The sequence below is a fragment of the Segatella copri genome (genome assembly GCF_009494395.1).
GTDB lineage: Bacteria > Bacteroidota > Bacteroidia > Bacteroidales > Bacteroidaceae > Prevotella.
Genome location: NZ_VZCB01000062.1, coordinates 1 through 18306, shown reverse-complemented (window position 1 = coordinate 18306; position 18306 = coordinate 1). Strand labels below are relative to the sequence as shown.

Annotated in this window: 11 protein-coding genes and 1 pseudogene; 11 read left to right on the top strand and 1 reads right to left on the bottom strand. The window is 41.4% G+C overall.

The genetic code is table 11. The features are described 5' to 3' along the window. Positions 1 to 511 precede the first annotated feature (511 nt). From F7D73_RS08255 to F7D73_RS08240, 4 genes are all read left to right on the top strand, one after another. A complete protein-coding gene (locus tag F7D73_RS08255) occupies positions 512 to 1525 on the top strand; it encodes an aspartate-semialdehyde dehydrogenase (RefSeq protein ID WP_089544301.1) in 1014 nt (337 codons plus the stop codon). A gap of 4 nt (positions 1526 to 1529) precedes the next feature. Beyond that, entirely contained in the window at positions 1530 to 2804 is a 1275-nt protein-coding gene (locus F7D73_RS08250; protein ID WP_153123785.1) for an AAA family ATPase, read from the top strand. Between the two features lie 130 nt (positions 2805 to 2934). Continuing rightward, positions 2935 to 3402: a C-GCAxxG-C-C family protein gene (locus F7D73_RS08245; protein ID WP_194256876.1), complete on the top strand. Its 468-nt coding sequence runs from the start codon at positions 2935 to 2937 to the stop codon at positions 3400 to 3402. Positions 3403 to 3458: 56 nt separating this feature from the next. After that, the gene (locus tag F7D73_RS08240; protein ID WP_153123781.1) at positions 3459 to 5141 is read left to right on the top strand and encodes a kinase; all 1683 of its coding nucleotides are present in this window, start codon (positions 3459 to 3461) and stop codon (positions 5139 to 5141) included. A 97-nt stretch (positions 5142 to 5238) separates the two neighbouring features. Here F7D73_RS08240 and F7D73_RS08235 read toward each other — a convergent pair whose 3' ends face one another. Then, a complete protein-coding gene (locus F7D73_RS08235; protein WP_153123779.1) occupies positions 5239 to 6243 on the bottom strand; it encodes a TerC family protein in 1005 nt (334 codons plus the stop codon). A gap of 435 nt (positions 6244 to 6678) precedes the next feature. Here F7D73_RS08235 and F7D73_RS08230 point away from each other — a divergent pair, with 435 nt between their 5' ends. The 7 genes and pseudogenes from F7D73_RS08230 to F7D73_RS08200 all read left to right on the top strand — a co-directional run. Further along, complete coding sequence (locus tag F7D73_RS08230; RefSeq protein WP_437182306.1) at positions 6679 to 7521, top strand: glycoside hydrolase family 16 protein; 843 nt, start codon at positions 6679 to 6681, stop codon at positions 7519 to 7521. Between the two features lie 180 nt (positions 7522 to 7701). Then, a complete protein-coding gene (locus F7D73_RS08225) occupies positions 7702 to 8991 on the top strand; it encodes an ATP-binding protein (protein ID WP_153123775.1) in 1290 nt (429 codons plus the stop codon). 390 nt (positions 8992 to 9381) lie between these two features. After that, positions 9382 to 10383 carry a restriction endonuclease subunit M gene (locus F7D73_RS08220; protein ID WP_153123773.1) on the top strand — a complete coding sequence of 334 codons (1002 nt, stop codon included), beginning with the start codon at positions 9382 to 9384 and terminating at the stop codon, positions 10381 to 10383. Position 10384: 1 nt separating this feature from the next. Then, positions 10385 to 14455 carry an Eco57I restriction-modification methylase domain-containing protein gene (locus tag F7D73_RS08215; protein WP_153123771.1) on the top strand — a complete coding sequence of 1357 codons (4071 nt, stop codon included), beginning with the start codon at positions 10385 to 10387 and terminating at the stop codon, positions 14453 to 14455. Between the two features lie 29 nt (positions 14456 to 14484). Beyond that, positions 14485 to 16305: a GmrSD restriction endonuclease domain-containing protein gene (locus tag F7D73_RS08210; RefSeq protein ID WP_153123770.1), complete on the top strand. Its 1821-nt coding sequence runs from the start codon at positions 14485 to 14487 to the stop codon at positions 16303 to 16305. Positions 16306 to 16756: 451 nt separating this feature from the next. After that, positions 16757 to 17908 carry a hypothetical protein gene (locus F7D73_RS08205; protein WP_153123769.1) on the top strand — a complete coding sequence of 384 codons (1152 nt, stop codon included), beginning with the start codon at positions 16757 to 16759 and terminating at the stop codon, positions 17906 to 17908. 265 nt (positions 17909 to 18173) lie between these two features. Then, positions 18174 to 18306 (top strand): annotated as a pseudogene (locus tag F7D73_RS08200) (site-specific integrase); the annotation flags it as partial.

Here is an 18306-nt window from a genome sequence, read left to right as displayed (position 1 = left end):
GTACTGCAATGCAATGCGGGAGAGTAGGTAGCCGCCTTCTTTCATCAGAAGCCTCGATTACGAAAGTAGTCGGGGCTTTTTTGTTTTCATGCGGATTTTGTTTTCTCACGCTGATTGCTTTTTTATGCTGATTGTTTATTTGTGTCACGCAGATTTGGCTTTCCCTTCGGCCGCCGATTTTCAATTCGCAGATGGCGCAGATTCTTTTAGCTGTTTTTTCCTTTTACCCTTTTACTTACAGTTCATTCCTGAATGACAACTGTTGCTATCTAATTTCAGTTTTAGGGTAGCTTTATGCAGAAAAGTAAGCAAAAATGATAAAAATGCATCAAAAAGCAATAATTTTTAGGAATTTATGCTTGTTATTGTAAAAAAAGTCTTAACTTTGCAGCGGATTTGAGAAGATAAGCTGTTTCGGCAATTAAAGATGGAGAAACATCCGGCTGGAAAGGAGCATCTTTCTCATATATAGATTCACTTATAACAACTTTATAAATTAAAAGATTCGATTATGAAAGTAGCAATTGTTGGTGCAAGTGGCGCAGTAGGACAGGAATTTTTGCGTATCCTTGCCGAGAGAAATTTCCCTATGGATGATTTGGTGTTGTTTGGTTCTGAGCGTTCTGCCGGACGAAAATACAACTTCAAGGGAAAGGACTATGAGGTCAAACTTTTGCAGCATAACGATGACTTTAAAGATGTCGATATTGCTTTCACATCTGCTGGTGGCGGCACTTCTGAGGAGTTTGCCGAGACTATCACCAAGTATGGTGCCGTGATGATTGATAACTCTAGCGCATTCCGTATGTGCGACGACGTGCCTCTGGTTGTGCCTGAGGTAAATGCTGAGGATGCCTTGAACCGCCCTCGCAACATCATCGCCAACCCTAACTGTACCACCATCATGATGGTAGTAGTGTTGAAGCCTATCGATGATTTAAGCCATATCAAGAAGATCCATATCTCTTCTTATCAGAGTGCTTCGGGTGCTGGTGCTGCTGCCATGGCTGAACTTGAGCAGCAGTATAAGGATATCATCGAGACTGGTAAGACTGAGCATATCAATAAGTTCCCTCATCAGTTGGCATATAATGTCATCCCACAGATTGACAAGATGACTCCTAACGATTACACCAAGGAGGAGATGAAGATGTTTAACGAGACCCGCAAGATCATGCACTCTGATGTTCGCACCAGTGCTACCTGCGTTCGCGTTTCTTCACTCCGTTCTCACTCAGAGAGTGTATGGTTCGAGACAGAGAAGCCATTGGCAGTAGAGGACATCCGCAAGGCTTTGGAGGCTGCTCCTGGCGTAACTGTAAAGGATGATGCCCAGAACTACGTTTATCCAATGCCATTGGAGAGTGCCGGTAAGGACGATGTATATGTAGGTCGTATCCGCAAGGATTTGGCTGATGACAATGGTAACACATTGTGGTTGACTGGTGACCAGATTCGTAAGGGTGCTGCCTTGAATGCAGTTCAGATTGCTGAGTATTTGATTAAGGTGGGCAACGTAAAGTAATTACATGCTGGAAAGATTCAAACTTTTGCTCCAGGAGATGAACCGGGGCATTTATGAAAAAAATACTGAAATTTCGCTCTCGCTTCTTGCCGCTCTGGCAGGCGAGAGCGTTATTCTTTTAGGCCCTCCGGGAGTGGCAAAGAGTATGGTGGCACGACAGTTGAAGACGGCATTCAAGGATGCCCGGAGTTTCGAGTATCTGATGTCGCGATTCTCTACGCCAGATGAAATCTTCGGTCCGGTGAGTATTCAGAAACTGAAGACATCGGATACTTACGAGCGTGCGGTGGAGGGATATCTGCCTACTGCCGATGTGGTTTTCCTGGATGAAATCTGGAAGGCGGGACCTGCTATCCAGAACACGCTCCTCACGGTGATTAATGAGAAAATCTTCAGAAACGGTAATCGCGAGATGCATCTTCCTCTGAAACTTCTTGTGGCTGCTAGTAATGAACTTCCTGCAAAGGGAGAAGGACTGGAGGCGCTTTGGGACCGATTCGTCATCAGAATAGAGAGTAGACCAATTAAGCTGGAGAAGAATTTCCGGGCGATGCTGCTGGAGGCTCCCACGGATTTCTTAGGTCCCACAGATTTCACAGATTCCACAGATTTTTCTGGTTCTAAGGGGAAATCTGATTCCACGGATTTTTCTAGTCCCACAGATTTCACAGATTCCACAGATTTTTCTGATTTGAAGATTACTGCTGAGGAGTATGCGGAATGGGCGGAGAAAATCTGTAAGATTGGCGTGAAGGAGGAGGTGCTTGATGCAATTTCCGCCATCCGTAAATCTCTGAGAGCGGTGAATGTGGATGAGGCTGCTGAGCGTAGAAACATCTACGTGAGCGACCGCCGATGGAAGAATATCGTCCGTTTGCTTCGCACTTCTGCCTTTATGCAGGATAGAGAAGAGGTGGATATTTGTGATCTGCTTCCTATTTATCATTGTCTGTGGCAGGAACCTGAGGAGCGTGACGCTATTCGAAGCATCGTAATCCGTGCACTCTTTTCTCCTTTCGCAGAAAAACTCGTGGAGATGAAGAATGCGCTTGCCGAAGATATTAAGTATCATCGTGTTCGCAGAAATCCTGATGATGGCAGAGATTACGAGGGTGAAATCGAAACCCTTTCGGATGGCTTGACTTCGCTGGAAAGGCAGTTGGGCGAGAATCTCTTCGTGTCTTCGGATGATAAGACAGAAATTTCGGTCTATCTTCGTGATTTCTATAAGGAGTTGGCGTTTACCCGACAGGATACGATGAAACTTTACGAGGCATAATACGATGAAGTTCTATGAGGTATAATACGATGAAACTCTATGAGTTTTATTCGCCTTCTATTACTTATACATTAATTATATACAGAAGATTCAAAACATTATGAACGAACAGAAAAAATTGACTCCAGAATTGGAGGCGCGTGTTCACCAGGCGGTGGAGAACTTTATGCAGGGCTATGGCTGTTGCCAGTCGGTGGTGGCTGCTTTTGCCGATTTATATGGTCTTGATGATGAGATGGCAAAGCGCATTGGTGCCGGCTTCGGTGGTGGAGTTGGCAGAATGAGAATGATGTGCGGAGCTGTTTCGGGCATTGTGGTGCTCGTTGGTTTGGATTGCGGACAGACTGAGGGGGATGACCGCGAGGGTAAGTCGGCTTGCTATAAGGTGGTGCAGGATTTGCTAGCCAAATCGAAGGAGCAGAACGGCAGCATCATCTGTGCCGAGATTCTGGGCTTGAAGGGCCATGATAAGGCGCAATCCAGCTATGTGGCTTCGGCAAGAACGGCAGAATACTACAAGTCTCGTCCTTGCGCTGCCAAAGTGGAGAGTGCTGCAAGAATCTTCGCAGAATATCTGATGGAGAAAGAGAAGGCTTAGTCTTCCTATAATATATAAGAAGTTTTTTACCAATTTGGTAAAAAATATCGAATAAGATGAAATACCAGAATAACAAGGATTTGGCGGAAGCGCAGTATTATCTGAAGATGCTGGACGACTTCTGCAAGTCGGGGCAGGTGAAGATTCCTGATCCGACAGGCACAGCCATGCCTTGGAATTTGAAGGAAGACCCGCTGAAGGATTATCTGATTCATCTCTTTACCCTGAAAGTGACGATTCCGGAAACTGGTGAAGAAGTGCAGAAATTCGTGCGCCAGGTGGTGAACAGCAAAATCAAGAGCAAGGTATTCTATGATTGTGTGGGAAAGTTTATCGTGGAATGCGTTCATCACATGCGATTCCAGCGCCAGCGTGCCTGGACCGAAAGTCATCGGGCAGATGATGTGCTCGACTGGACTCCCTTTAAGAGAATGGATGAGCAGGTGTGGCTTCCGCTCATCGACCAGTTGGAGCAGGAACACCAGGAGGATGGATTCGATAAGTCTTTCTTCCTGAAACTGATGGCTGGCGATGGAGCTTCGAAACCCGAAAACTGGGAGCGACTGGTTAGAGACTGGAAGGTGTGCATCGACCATCAGGTATTGAACAAGCTGAAGGATTTTATTTCTCTCCGTCAGAATAACTTCGAAACGGGACTGGTTCGCATGATGGACCAGATAACCCGCAATATGAAGACGAAGGGCGTTTCGGAGCAGCGAGCCGTGCAAGCCTGGGAACTGATGACGAACGGATGGACGGAAACGGAGTTTGAACGTCGTCTGAACCAGGTGAAGATTCAGGATCAATATCCGGAAATCAAGGAGATTGTGGCGAAGATGGGGCGTGTGGCAGATGCCAATGGAAAAGATAGGCTCACCATTGCTTCGGGGGTGGAGATGAAGATGGAGCATTCCGCAGGAAGCGACATCGAGGGCATTACCGTGGGCGATGATCTCAACTCGCTTCTTCCGCTGGAGTTGGCGCAATACAGCGATGAGGATATGGAGGGACTTTTTATCTATAAGTATCGAACCCGCAGGCTCCAGACTTTCCGTTATAAGAGCGAAATGTCGAAGCCTTCCCGAAAACTCGGCTTTACCCATGCTTCCCGAAAGGGTCCGATGATAGTTTGTCTGGATACTTCGGCGAGTATGTATGGAACGCCTGAAAGAATTTCTTCTACGCTGATTTCTCTGTTGGAAGAAACGGCAGAGGATTTGGAGCGGGATTGCTTTCTGATAGATTTCTCCGTGAGCACCCGTGCCATCGATCTGATGGCGAAGCGGAAGGCGGAGCGGTTGAAGAGAATAGGAATCACGGTTATGGAAGCTCATGAATCTTCCGGAATTCCCGGAACTTCAGAATCTCCCGAAAATTCTGCTGGTTTGTCTTCTGATGGTCAGGCTCATACGGGGCGTGGTATCAGGCGCCAGCCTACAACAACCCATCTGCCTTTTATTGGCGGTGGAACTTCGGCAAAGAAGATGATGAACCAGATGTTTGATTTGCTGGATAACGACGGTCTGCATTATGTGAATGCCGATGTGCTTTGGATTACGGATTTCCTGATTCCGAATCCGCCGCAGCAGATGTTGGCGTGGTTCAAGGAGTATAAGGAAACGGGCACCAGGTTTTATGGCATCCGGATAGTTCGGGATGATGACAAGGAGCCGAATGAATGGAAGGATTATTTCAACCGGATTTACACCATAAAGTATAGACCGTTGAGGAGGTATTAGGAAGATTAATTTAAAAAACAAAAAGTTCTGTTTGCATCATTGTATTTGCAGACAGAACTTTTTTATTTTCTAAAAGATAACTTTATGTTTCTGAGTCTTATTTTGCATTTTCCAAAGCTTCCTTTTTCTGCGGAATCACCACCGAAGCTCCGATGCTGACGAGCAAGACGAGGATGATGAATACCAACGAACTTACTGCATCAATCTCGAAGAAATCGTGGATGAGCATCTTCACACCGATGAACACCAGCAGCACGCTCACACCCACCTTCAGATAGCGGAACTTATCGGCTATCGCTGCCAGCAGGAAGAAGAGGGCACGCAAGCCCAGGATAGCGAAGATGTTGGAGAAGAACACCACGAACGGGTCGAGCGAAACCGAGAATACAGCAGGAATGCTGTCGAAAGCGAAAATCAGATCGCAGAACTCGATGAACACCACCGTCATTACCAGCGGACCCAGGTGCAGGCGTCGCTGCATGAACTTCACCACCGGATGGTCGAGGGCGTTGATCTCTTCCTTCTTGTTCCTGTTGAGGAACATCTTGGCGCCGCTGTAAACCAGGAATCCTCCGAATATGAGCAATATCCAGGCGAATCGGCTGATGAGGGCAGCACCCGCAAAGATGAAGACGAAGCGAAGCACGATGGCGCCCAGGATTCCCCAGTTCAATACGTGCTGGTAATCTTTCTTGTCCACTCCGAACGAAGTGAAGATCATCATCATCACGAAGAGATTATCCACCGAGAGTGTTTTCTCTATCAGATAACCCGAGATGTAAGAGATAGTCATGTAGTGGCGATATTGCTGCAAGCTCGCCTCGTAGTCGTTCGGATCCAGTTTGAGATGAGAAGCATAGCGCGAGGCTATCAGCTTCAGGTCGTCGAAGTTCTCTATGCCGTGCACCATGTCGCCATGAAAGTAGATGAACACGGCAAAGGCGAGAGCGAGAATAATCCATACAGCCGTCCAGGAACCGGCTTCCTTGATGGAAACCACGTGCGCCTTTCGGTCGATGACTAGCATGTCTAATACGAGGATGGCGGCGATGAATATCACGAAGCCCACCAAAAACATCGATTCAGTAAAAACATGTTCCATTTTTCTTTTTTCCTTGTCTATTTTATATAATACCTAATTTTATAGTTGAATCTTCATATTCATTTCATCCGTTAGAAACGTGGACGCAAAATTAGGAAAAATATCTGGAATAGCGATAGTTCGAGGGCAAAACTTAATTGTATTTAACGTGAAAGATGAGAATGTAATGGGTTTGTAATATATTGGAATGTAGAATATAACTTTTGATTTCTCGAAAAATACTTTTGATTTCTCGAATGATACTCCTGATTTCTCGAAAAGTACTCTTCTTTCTTATCGTAATTTTGTATTTTTGCATCATCTTAGGTAATCATAAGCATCATTGATTCAGTAATCATCAGTATTATTGAATCTATGATTATACGTGAAACTGACAATCATTGGAAGTTAACAACAAAACAATCAATCAATATGAATGTAAAGCAGAAAATGGGAATGGCGTTCGGAGTGTTGGCGATGGCTTTATCTCCATCTGCCCTGATGGCTCAGAACGACTGGAAACTGGTATGGAGCGATGAGTTCAATACCGATGGACTTCTCGATTCCAAGGTGTGGAACTACGAGGAGGGATTCAAGCGCAACCACGAGGCGCAATGGTATCAGAAAGCCAATGCCTATTGCAAGGATGGCAATCTCGTAATCGAGGCACGCAAGGAGAAGAAGTCTCGCAGAAATCCCGGTTTCAGGGAGAACAGCAGCCGATGGCCTGAGAACATCGAAAAGATTCATTATACCTCAGCCTCGGTGAATACGGCAGAGAAGAAGGAATTTCTCTATGGCAGGGTAGAGGTAAGAGCGAAGATTCCTACGGCTGGCGGATCCTGGCCTGCCATCTGGCTTCTGGGTCGCGGTATGGACTGGCCGTCGAATGGAGAAATCGACATGATGGAGTATTATCGCAGGCAGGGTGTGCCTCATATCCTTGCCAATGCCTGCTGGGGTACCGACAAGCCTTGGACGGCGAAATGGAACAGCAGGGCTATCCCTTTCACCCATTTCACAGATCGTGATGCGCAGTGGGCTGATAAGTTCCACGTTTGGCGCATGGATTGGGATGAGCAGAGCATCCGTCTTTATCTGGACGATGAACTTCTCAACGAGATTAGTCAGGCAGAGGCGGTGAATGGTAAGCTGGGCAATGGCGAGCAGCCTTTCAAGAAGCCGCAGTATCTCCTGCTCAATCTGGCCCTGGGTGGCGATAATGGTGGCGAAATAGATGATTCCGCTCTTCCGATGAAGTATCTCATCGATTATGTAAGAGTGTATCAGAAGAAATAATTCCGCCAACTGCCACAACGAAAATGCGCCAACTGCCACAACAAAAATGCGCCAACTGCCACAACAAAAATGCGCCAACTGCCACAATAGAATAGGAAAATAACAAGGTTTAACTGTTTTATTTGCTTGATATTCAATAAAATATATTATTTTTGCATCAGAAATTAAAAATGAGATTTTATGAAAGAATATAAAGCAAGAATTGCAGATAAAATATTGGCAGAAAAACTGGATGCGATGGGAGCTGTTTTGATAGAAGGTCCTAAGTATTGCGGTAAGACTACTCTAGCCAGCCAACAGGCTAAAAGTATCCTGTCTATGTCTGATCCAGAAACCATGGAGCAGAACATAGCCATGGCCAATACCAATATCAAACTGTTGCTTCGGGGTGAAACGCCACGATTGATAGATGAATGGCAAATAGCACCAAAGTTCTGGGATGCCGTGAGAAATGAAGTGGATAAGCGTGATGATGATGGGCAGTTCATACTAACCGGGTCTGCTGTGCCACCTAGTTATGCAGAAATCTTTCATACGGGAACGGGGCGTTTTGCCTGGCTCAAACTCCGAACAATGAGTTTGTGGGAATCAGGAGATTCTACAGGAGAGGTGAGCCTTGCCAAATTGTTTGCAACCGACAGGACGGATTACTTCGTAGAAGGAATCAACCCAATCGACTTGGAGCATCTGGCATATTTGACTTGTCGGGGTGGCTGGCCGAAAGCCTTGGATAAGAAAAGCAAACAAGCAGCTTTACAGCAGGCCATTGAGTATTTTGAGGCAGTAACCAGATTCGATGTGTCCCGTGTAGATGGAGTCAACCGTGATAGTGAATTAGCACGGAGGATTATGCGTTCGTATGCGAGAAATCAGGGAAGTCAGGCTACAGCAGGTACCATTTTGGCAGATATTGCCAACAATGAGAGTACTGAGGTTAGCGAGAATACCATCTATTCCTACATCAAGGCTTTGAAGAAGATATTTGTGATAGAGGATTCTACTGCCTGGAACCCGAATATGAGAAGCAAGTCGGCGATACGTACTTCTGATACCAGATATTTTACCGACCCTTCGATTGCAACGGCAGCTTTGGGAATGGGACCGGATGATTTGATCAATGATTTGAGTACGTTTGGCTTATTCTTTGAAACCTTGTGTGTGCGTGATTTGAGAGTTTATGCCGATGCATTAGGCGGCTCCGTTTATCATTTTCGTGATAAAAATGGTCTGGAGTGTGATGCTGTGGTTCATCTTCGTAATGGTAAGTATGGATTGATAGAGGTGAAGCTGGGTGGCGACAAGCTCATAGAGGAGGGCGCAAGAAACCTGGTGACATTGGAAAGTAAAATCGATACCGATAAGATGAAGTCCCCATCTTTCAAAATGGTGCTGACCGGTGTCGGTAAATATGCCTACCAGCGTCCGCAGGACGGTGTATATGTTGTGCCGATAGGGTGCTTGAGAGATTAGAAATCTATTTCTTGTTTCCTTTCTCTATTAATGGTACGTTATGATATTGACTATAGATAATAGTCATTAGATATGGATAAAAGATAAAGGGTTGTAATCATCGGAAAGATGGATTGCAATCCTTTATACCTTTTTATATATAAGAGTTCAATAACTCTATCGTATCTGATGGTTCCTTAGTTTTTTCGTTGGTAATAACCTTTATTTTGTTGGTCTCATTGGCAGAATCATTTTTTGCAAAATATTGCAACTAAATAAGCGGAAAAATATTTTTTATGATGATACTTTATGTTTTTTATTTTTTTTCGTCGAGTTCTCAATATTTATTTGTATTTTTGCACTCATTCTATAAAGCGATTCGCTATAAATAAGAAGATAAACTGAATAGATATGACTAAGTCAATTTCAATAGATATAAACAGAATCGATATATCGGAGGATGAGATAAGCAAGCTTTACTCAGGTTTGCTTGACTCGTTGTTGGTAGATAGAACCCGAACTCATTATTCTGGTTCTACTTCATATCTTGTCTGGGGTACAGATGACTACTCCTATATGGGTGAATCATATGCTAAGGATAAACCAATTACACCAAACCTCGTTACTGGTGAAAACAACGGCATCATCAAACCTCGTATTTTGAAGAATGAAGAACTTCGCAAATCAAGAACCGAAGATAAAGCGGAAGTTTTTACACCAGCTTGGATATGTAACTCTCAGAACAATTTGCTTGATGATGCTTGGTTCGGGACAGAAGGGATATTCAATACAGAAAATGCAGATAAGACTTGGACTTCTGTTCCAAAAGGTCAGATACATATACCTGATAATTATGATTGGAAGCAGTATGTAAAACTCCAGAGACTGGAAATGGCATGTGGAGAGGCTCCATATCTGGCAAGCAGATATGATGTCACAACAGGTGAAATCATTCCTGTTCAAGACAGAATTGGTTTGCTAGACCGCAAATTCAAGTTGATAAATCAATTTACCAAGAGCGAACCAACAAAGTTAAATAAACGTGAGTGGCGAAGGTGGGCTCTCAGAGCCTTGCAATCTGTTTATGGCTTTGATTGGCAAGGGGATAATGTTCTTCTTGCTCGTGAGGCTTTATTGTTGACTTACATAGATTTCTATGTTGATAAGTGGGGAAAATTTCCTTTAAAGGAAGCTCTGGAAAAGCCTGTTGAAGTCATTTCATGGAACATTTGGCAAATGGATGGACTTCAAGGAACATTGCCTGGAGTAGAGGGCATTCCTATGCTGCAAAGAATGTCAAATAACCAAGAACTATTTGCAGACGAGACTCTTTGCCTGATAAAGGAATGGCATAAGCAGGAGCCTCCTGCTGGTGAAAATATAAGATTTGTTGATCTCATCAATAATAAGTAATATGGCAAAGCATAAACCTACATACGACTATACACTCATCTATGCGTTCAGTATAGATGATGGCAGGCATGACAATATGCTCAAAGTGGGTAAGGCTACTATCAACTATTTTAAAAAGTGGCAAGACCTTACCCCTGATTGCGAACTGTTGATAAAGGCTGCAAAAGCAAGAATCACTCAAGAAACAGGTACCGCAGCTATTGAGTATAAATTGGAATATACCGAACTTGCTATCTATGAAGCTGATGGTGAGGAATTTGGCTTTGATGATCATGATGTACATGATGTTTTGGAAAACAGTGGTTATCATGCTGTTGAATTTGCCAATTTAGAATACAATCCAAAGGAATGGTATCCTGTAACGACAGAATTGGTAATAAAAGCTATTGATGCAGTTAAGCATAATCAGTCACTTCTTGAGAGAAAGGATTGGAAAACAGAATCTGCAAGAGGGAAAAAGACAGAGATTGTACTGAGAGAAGAACAGGAGTTGGCTGTTACAAAAACTCTTACTCAATTTCTGCATGGTTCCAAAATGCTGTGGGATGCCAAAATGCGTTTTGGTAAGACGCTGTGTGCCTTGGAAGTTGTCAAGCGTAAGCCTTTCAATCGTGTATTGATACTTACCCATCGTCCGGCGGTTCGTGATGGTTGGTTCAAAGACTTCAATTTGTTGCAGTTGCCAGGATTCCACTATGTAACTCGTGTAAAGAGCAAACTTTTTGTTGATGGACAAAAGATTGCAGGTGGTTTGGAGGTGCTGAAACAATATACTGAGCATGATCCAGACTATAAATATATTTATTTTGCATCTATTCAGGATATCCGTGGCTCAAAGACTGTAAACAAGAAAAGTAAGTTTGACAAGAACAACGAACTTTTCAAGGAGAAATGGGATTTGCTCATCATCGACGAGGCTCATGAGGGTATTCGTACAGAACAAGGAAAGGCTGTAGTTGCAGAGTTCCAGAAGAACAAACAGATGAAGAGTCTGTATCTCTCTGGTACACCTTATAATATTCTTAAGCTTTTCAAAGAGAAGGAAATCTACCGTTGGGATTACAACATGGAGCAGGATGCCAAGGAACGTTGGAACAAGGAGCATCCTGACGAGAAAAATCCGTACGAGGGATTGGCTCGCTTGAATATATGTACTTACAATCTTGGTGAAGTGATGACAAATTATAGTCATGACGAAAATGACTATTTCAACTTTACTGAGTTTTTCCGTGTTGACGCTGATACGGATAAATTCGTGCATGAAGATGATGTACGTGCTTTTCTCAAACTGATGACTAAGGATGGTGAGAATAAAGAACTCAATTATCCTTTTGCAACAAGCGAGTATCGTGATTATTTTCAACATACTCTGTGGTCTATTCCTGGTGTAGATGCGGCTCGTTGTCTGAGCGCTATATTGCGTGAAGATAAGGAGGATAACTACTTCCGTGCCTATGAAATAGTAAACATTGCTGGCAAGGGTGATAGTGATATTGAGCGTGAAAACGAAGATAATGCTACACGTGAAAAGAAGGAAACTGAAGCTTTGGCTAAAGTGCAAAATGCCATCAGAACTCATGAGAAAACAATTACTCTGACTTGTGGCAGATGTACGACAGGTGTCAGTGTACCAGAATGGACGGCCGTCTTGATGCTGTCAGGTTCATACGAGACGAAGGCTGCTCGTTATCTTCAGACTATCTTCCGTTGTCAGACCCCATTCAAGGGAAAGACAAAGCGTGAATGCTATGCTTTCGATTTTGCTCCAGATCGCACATTGACGGTTATTGATAATTATCTGACCGAAATAAGTCGTGGTAGTGGTAGCAAGAATTTTGGTCAGAAGAAAGCTCAAGAGACTGAACGTTTTCTGAGATTTTGTTCATTCATTAGCATTGATGGAAGCAAGACTGTCAATTTTGATACTCGTAATTTTATGAAGCAGGTCAATCGTGCCTATTCGGAAGAGATTATGAGAGGACATACTCGTAAACTATTCGACAATTTAGATAATATTAGTAATGATGTGTTCGAATTGTTGAAAAATATAGATGCAAAAATGTCTGTGTCTTCATCTGGTAAAAAAGGCAGAGGAAAGGTAAAGGTTAACAGCGAAGGAGTTACTGGCGAAGGTGCCACAACAAGCTCTTCATCTTCGGGGACAATTAAGGAACCTAAAGAACCTAAAATTGGCAAGAAGAATAAGACTAAGGGCGATCAGGCATATGAGATACTCGAAAAAATCATCATTCGTTTCCCTATGCTCATTTATGGAGCTATAGACAAACTGAGTGATTCTTTTACCATTGATAAGTTTGTCAAGGATATCGACGAAAAATCGTGGGAGGAGTTTATGCCTAAAGGATTAACCAAAGCAGACTTTATCAAAGTTGCCCATATAATAAAGAACGAACGCTTCATGGCATGGGCTGAATCTATCTATGAAAAGGTCAATGCTTTAGAAGGCAAGCCTGTTGATGAACGTGTTAACGGAATAGCAGACATCATCTCTGAATTCCGCTATCCTGACAAGGAAACTGTTCTTACTCCTTGGCGAGTAGTCAATATGCACCTGAGTGATACTGTGGGTGGTTATGACTTCTTTGGAGAGAAACATGGAGATGAAGATCTCTTGTCTGAACCTCGGTTTGTGGGTGAAGACAGAGAAGTAACAAAGCGTGTGTTCTTTACGCCAGCGCCGAATATTCTAGAACTCAATTCAAAGACCGGCCTATATCCATTATATATGGCTTATACGTTGTATCGTCTTCAATGTAAAAACCAACAAGGTTTTGGTCCCGAGTTGACTAATGAAGAAAAGGCTGACGTATGGAAAAAAGTGATAGAGAAGAACATCTTTGTGGTTTGTAAAACCAAGATGGCTGAAAGAATTACCAATCGCACACTTGTCGGTTTCTCTAATATTAAAGTCAATGCAAAGTGTTACACAGACGTACGTAATAACAATGCAGACATCATTGAGACTCTAAAGAACAATCCACAGCATTTTGTGGAAGATGTAAAGAATGGCAAAGAATTTTGGAAAGCAAATAATAATAGAAATATGAAGTTTAATGCAATAGTAGGAAACCCTCCTTATAACTTGTCAAGTAATCATGCTAATCAAAATCGTCAACCTCCGATTTTTCATAAATTCATTCAGGTTGCAACTTTGATAAGTCCAGAATATGTTACGCTTATAACTCCTGCAAGATGGTATATAAGTAATATTCTGTTAGGAACATTCCCACATGATTTCCTGGCAGATAGGCATGTTGTGTCACTATTTGATTTTCCGTATGAGACAGACTGTTTTAAAGATGTTGAAATAAAGGGTGGTGTAAGTTATTTTTTGTGGGACAAAAACAACGAATCAGAGTGCCGTGTTACTACTTGTATAGGAGATACCAGAGAAGTGTCTTATAGATATCTCAAATTCAATGAAAATGAAGATATTTTCATAAGATATAATCAAGCTATTCCTATATTAGAAAAAGTATTAACAAAGACAGATAAGTTCTTCAATACACTTGTTTCTTCACAAAATCCATTTGGGTTTAATACGGCTGTTAAGGGAGAAGAAAATGCTGGGCCGAAATCTGTATATTTATATACAAAGGGATTAGTAAAATCCTATATAGATAGAGATAAGGTCTTATTACATCCAGAATGGATTGACTGTAAGAAAATACTTACATCCAAAGCTGCTGAAGATGGTACATTACCAGGAAAAGTTATCACTCAATTTAATATGGTTGGGGAGGGAACTTGTTGTAATGGTACGTTTGTTGTAATCAATCCTACAAATTCAGAAAATGGTGAAGAAATATGCAAAAATGTAATGAAATACATGAGCACCAAATTCTTTAGATTTTTAATGTCTACAAGAAAGTATACGCAGGATGTAAAGGATACAACTTTCTCTTTTATCCCATGTCAGGACTTTACCGATAAGTCTGATGTAGATTGGAGTAAGTCTATAGATGATATTGATAATTATTTTCTTAAAGTAAAATACGAACTCTCTGATAAGGAAATATTATTCATAAACAAAATGATCAAACCGTTATAATGATTTAATATAGAATACAAATTTGAAATATGGCAGTAGAATCACATGATAAGAAACTTGACGACCTTTTGAAAATGGTTGAAGAAGGTAAAGCCCAGTTGCCGGACTTTCAGCGCAGTTGGGTATGGGATGATACGAAGATATGCAAACTTATAGAGAGTATAACCTCAGGCTTTCCTATGGGAGCCGCTATGTTTTTGGCTAATGGAGGCGAACATATTCGCTTTAAGTACCGTAAGTTTGAAGGAGTAGAGTCTGAAAATGACGTTACTCCGGAATGGCTTGTGCTGGATGGACAGCAGAGGTTGACCACTTTGTATCAGGTATTGAAAAGCAAGAAGGCAACAAGCACTCGTCTTGAAACCAATCGTGATGCAACAATCAAACGTTTCTATTACCTTGATATAAAAAAGTGTCTTGATCCGAATGCAGACAGACTTGATGCTATCGTGTCTGTTTCTGACAAGAAACAACAGACTACTAATATCGGTCGTACAGTGACACTCGATCTCTCTACTCGTGAGAAGGAATTTGAAAATCTGATGTTCCCTTTGAATATTACCTTCTCAGCCAACGATACAGATGATTGGCGTTATGACATGGAGGATTACTATCATAACGATCGTGATTACAGCCTGTTGTTCCGTGAATTCTCGCAGAAGATACTACGTCCTATCTTGGCCTATAATATACCTGTAATCCAACTCGATAAAGAGACCCCTAAAGAAGCGGTATGCCAGATATTCGAGAATGTAAATACTGGTGGTGTACCTCTTACAGTCTTTGAATTGGTAACGGCTACATTTGCTGCCGATGGTCATGAACTGCGGAAGGATTGGGAGGAAATAAAACATTCATTTTCACAGAAAGTTAATTGTGAATTGCTACGTGAAATTTCTGGTGCCAACTTCCTTGCTGCAATGACACTTCTGGTGTCTTATTATAAACGTGTGGATTCAGGTAATGATGAACGAGTAGCTGTAACCTGCAAAAAAAGAGATATACTTAGACTTGAACTGAAGGACTATGAAAAGTATCACGATGCTCTTGTACAAGGTTTTGGCGATGCTGCTAATTTTCTTGTTCACCAAGGTATTTACAGATCTCGTGACCTTCCATATACCTCTCAACTCATTCCTCTTGCAGCAATTTTTGCCTATGATAATGAAAATGGCAAGTTGTTGAACCTTGGCTCCAATCAGAATCTGTTGTCACAATGGTACTGGTGTGGCGTCATGGGCGAACTGTATGGTGGTGCTAATGAGGCAAGGTTTGCACTTGATATTCTTGGTGTGTTCCGTTGGATGAATGGTGGCGAGAAACCTGATACGGTTTACCGTTCAAGTATTCAGCCAACACGGTTGCTGACTATGCAAACACGAAACAGTGCAGCTTATAAGGGAATTATGGCTTTGATTCTTCAGGATTCACCTCTTGATTTTATGACAGGCAACCGTATGGATATTGCTTCTTATATAGATGAAGATGCAGATATTCATCATATATTCCCACAAGCCTATTGTGAGAAACAGAACCTTCCACGAATCAAGTGGAATTCTGTTATCAACAAGACGCCTATCTATGCATCCTCTAATCGTTCTATTGGTGGTCATGCACCAAGCATTTATATCGGTACTATGGCAAATAAAGGCTTGGATCAAGAGATGATAAAAGCTGCCATTACTTCACACAAGGTAAACTACGACTATCTTTTTGCTGATGATTTTGATTCCTATTTTATTGATAGGGCTAAGCATCTGCTTGATAGGATAGAGAAAGCAACAGGTAAGGCTATATCAGGACGTGATAGCGAAGAAACCATCAGAGAGTTTGGCGTTGCATTACTATAAAGGTAGAAACTTTAATGTTCCTGCATCATTAGAAATAACAAGTATAGGTAAAGTTGCTTTCCGGTACTTTCACCAAAAGGTCTTCTATAAAGGGTTGCAATCATCGGAAAGATGGATTGCAACCCTTTATTTTCTTATCTGAAATCCATAGTGAAATGGATGATAAAATATTTCGCTAAGTTGTTTATAGTAAATTAAATACACTTAAATATGGGTTTTAGGTGCATTTTATTTATATGTAGCATAAAATATACAGAAATTGAAAAAATAATAAGTAAGTTTGTCTTATTTTTGAAATATTTTTGTTAATTTTGTAGGCGAATGGTGGGTGGTAAGCCAACACAGGATAACAGCTTGCGAAACTATCGCCACCAACTTTCTTGGCTTTGCCTGGAAAGGAGGAAATTATTAACTACTTTGCTAAAGGCTGGCAGAGGTAAAAATAAAAAAGATGATTTTTTTAAAAACATCCAAACAAGAAATACTTCAATGTATAGGTGAAGTATTAGAGAAATCTTATGGAAAAGATTATTATTCGGTATTACCTATGTTTGCCGATACGGATTGTCCTATGCCTGAAATATTCAAGGAACCATCCGAGGAACGTAATAAGCAATTAGAAGACCGTTTTTTGTATTGTATTACAGAAGCAGCCATAAAAGATAATTTTGAAGAACTGCAAGCATTCTTGAAAGACATATTGGAGAGGTTACGAAAAAGCTATGTTAATCTTAGAACTGTGGGTTATAAGTGGCTTATTGATTTTCTATGTGATGATAAGAAATCATTTCTTCATTTTGGTATTTATCTTAATCAAGCTGCAATTTTTGGTGTGGATGCTGAAAGGTTTTACAAGAAATTTACCAATACGCAAAAGCATAACAAAAAACGCTTTGATACTAATGGTGCACCTATCTATCATAGCTTATTTGATTATTCACCAGTGACATCTTCAGAATATATTCCTGGAATTTTTACCAGTGAGGAGTATGGTGAACAATATATTGTTGTGGCAATTTTATACAAGGATATAATATATGTTTTGAACGAGGCATATCAGTATGTTATTACTTTAGATCAAATGGCATGTATGAGGAAACAGTTTCCTGAGCAATGCCAAAATAGTCTGATAAAGTTAGTGGATGAGGTAAAGTGTGTTTTATGTGAAGCGGCTATTAATCCTGATATACTTATTCCTACACAGGCTCAAATACAAGAAGCAAAGGAAGTACTGCCGTTAGATATTTACAAGAAAATCTTTAAATTAGATATTAAGACCTTAAGTACTACTTTGTATCATGAAGTGCCTACGAAATATAAAAAGGCTTTTGGTATATTGATCATTGAACGAATAAAGATGCTGCAATGTGTGGATGATATTGAATACCTAGTCTTCAAGCATATAACAAATCCTGATGAACTAATTGAAAAGGTTATAAAAGCCAGATTTATATTAGCTCACATTAATGAGTTTGCAATGTTAGATATAATCGAGGATGGAAAGTGTGAAACAAAACACATACGAAAAGGAACATTAGCTTGTTTGTTTTATATGTGGACAGGCACTCAAATGTCTCAGTCTGATTTCTTGGAAAAAGAATGACTAAAAAAGCAAAAAATAGCAGATTTGAGCTTTTGTTTTGAGTTTCAAGTGGTTGTGGCAGTCGTTGGCTTTTTGTGGCATTCGTGAGGAAATGCGAAAATGGCGGATTTGAGAAGTAGAAACGCTTTCAAGTCATTACCTCAAAGAAACGCTCTAATAAGCATTTTTAACGGCTTCGGTTTTTACTTCTCAATTCTGCACAGGTTGTGAATTTGCCATGCAACTCTCATGATTTAATTTTGCACAGAACAAAAAGCAAGGAATTATGAGAAGTACATTCAAGACAGTCTTCTATGTAAACGGAAGCAAGGAGAGAAACGGAATTGTCCCTATCATGGGACGTGTGACAATCAACGGAACTATCGCACAGTTCAGTTGCAAGCTGAGCGTGACCAAGG

What these genes read in the sequence shown, in the direction of transcription:
- F7D73_RS08225 (WP_153123775.1), top strand. Translation starts at nt 7,702, where the DNA reads ATGAAAGAATATAAAGCAAGAATTGCAGATAAAATATTGGCAGAAAAA.
- F7D73_RS08235 (WP_153123779.1), bottom strand. Translation starts at nt 6,243, where the DNA reads ATGGAACATGTTTTTACTGAATCGATGTTTTTGGTGGGCTTCGTGATA.
- F7D73_RS08215 (WP_153123771.1), top strand. Translation starts at nt 10,385, where the DNA reads ATGGCAAAGCATAAACCTACATACGACTATACACTCATCTATGCGTTC.
- F7D73_RS08240 (WP_153123781.1), top strand. Translation starts at nt 3,459, where the DNA reads ATGAAATACCAGAATAACAAGGATTTGGCGGAAGCGCAGTATTATCTG.
- F7D73_RS08205 (WP_153123769.1), top strand. Translation starts at nt 16,757, where the DNA reads ATGATTTTTTTAAAAACATCCAAACAAGAAATACTTCAATGTATAGGT.
- F7D73_RS08255 (WP_089544301.1), top strand. Translation starts at nt 512, where the DNA reads ATGAAAGTAGCAATTGTTGGTGCAAGTGGCGCAGTAGGACAGGAATTT.
- F7D73_RS08220 (WP_153123773.1), top strand. Translation starts at nt 9,382, where the DNA reads ATGACTAAGTCAATTTCAATAGATATAAACAGAATCGATATATCGGAG.
- F7D73_RS08250 (WP_153123785.1), top strand. Translation starts at nt 1,530, where the DNA reads ATGCTGGAAAGATTCAAACTTTTGCTCCAGGAGATGAACCGGGGCATT.
- F7D73_RS08210 (WP_153123770.1), top strand. Translation starts at nt 14,485, where the DNA reads ATGGCAGTAGAATCACATGATAAGAAACTTGACGACCTTTTGAAAATG.
- F7D73_RS08230 (WP_437182306.1), top strand. Translation starts at nt 6,679, where the DNA reads ATGGCGTTCGGAGTGTTGGCGATGGCTTTATCTCCATCTGCCCTGATG.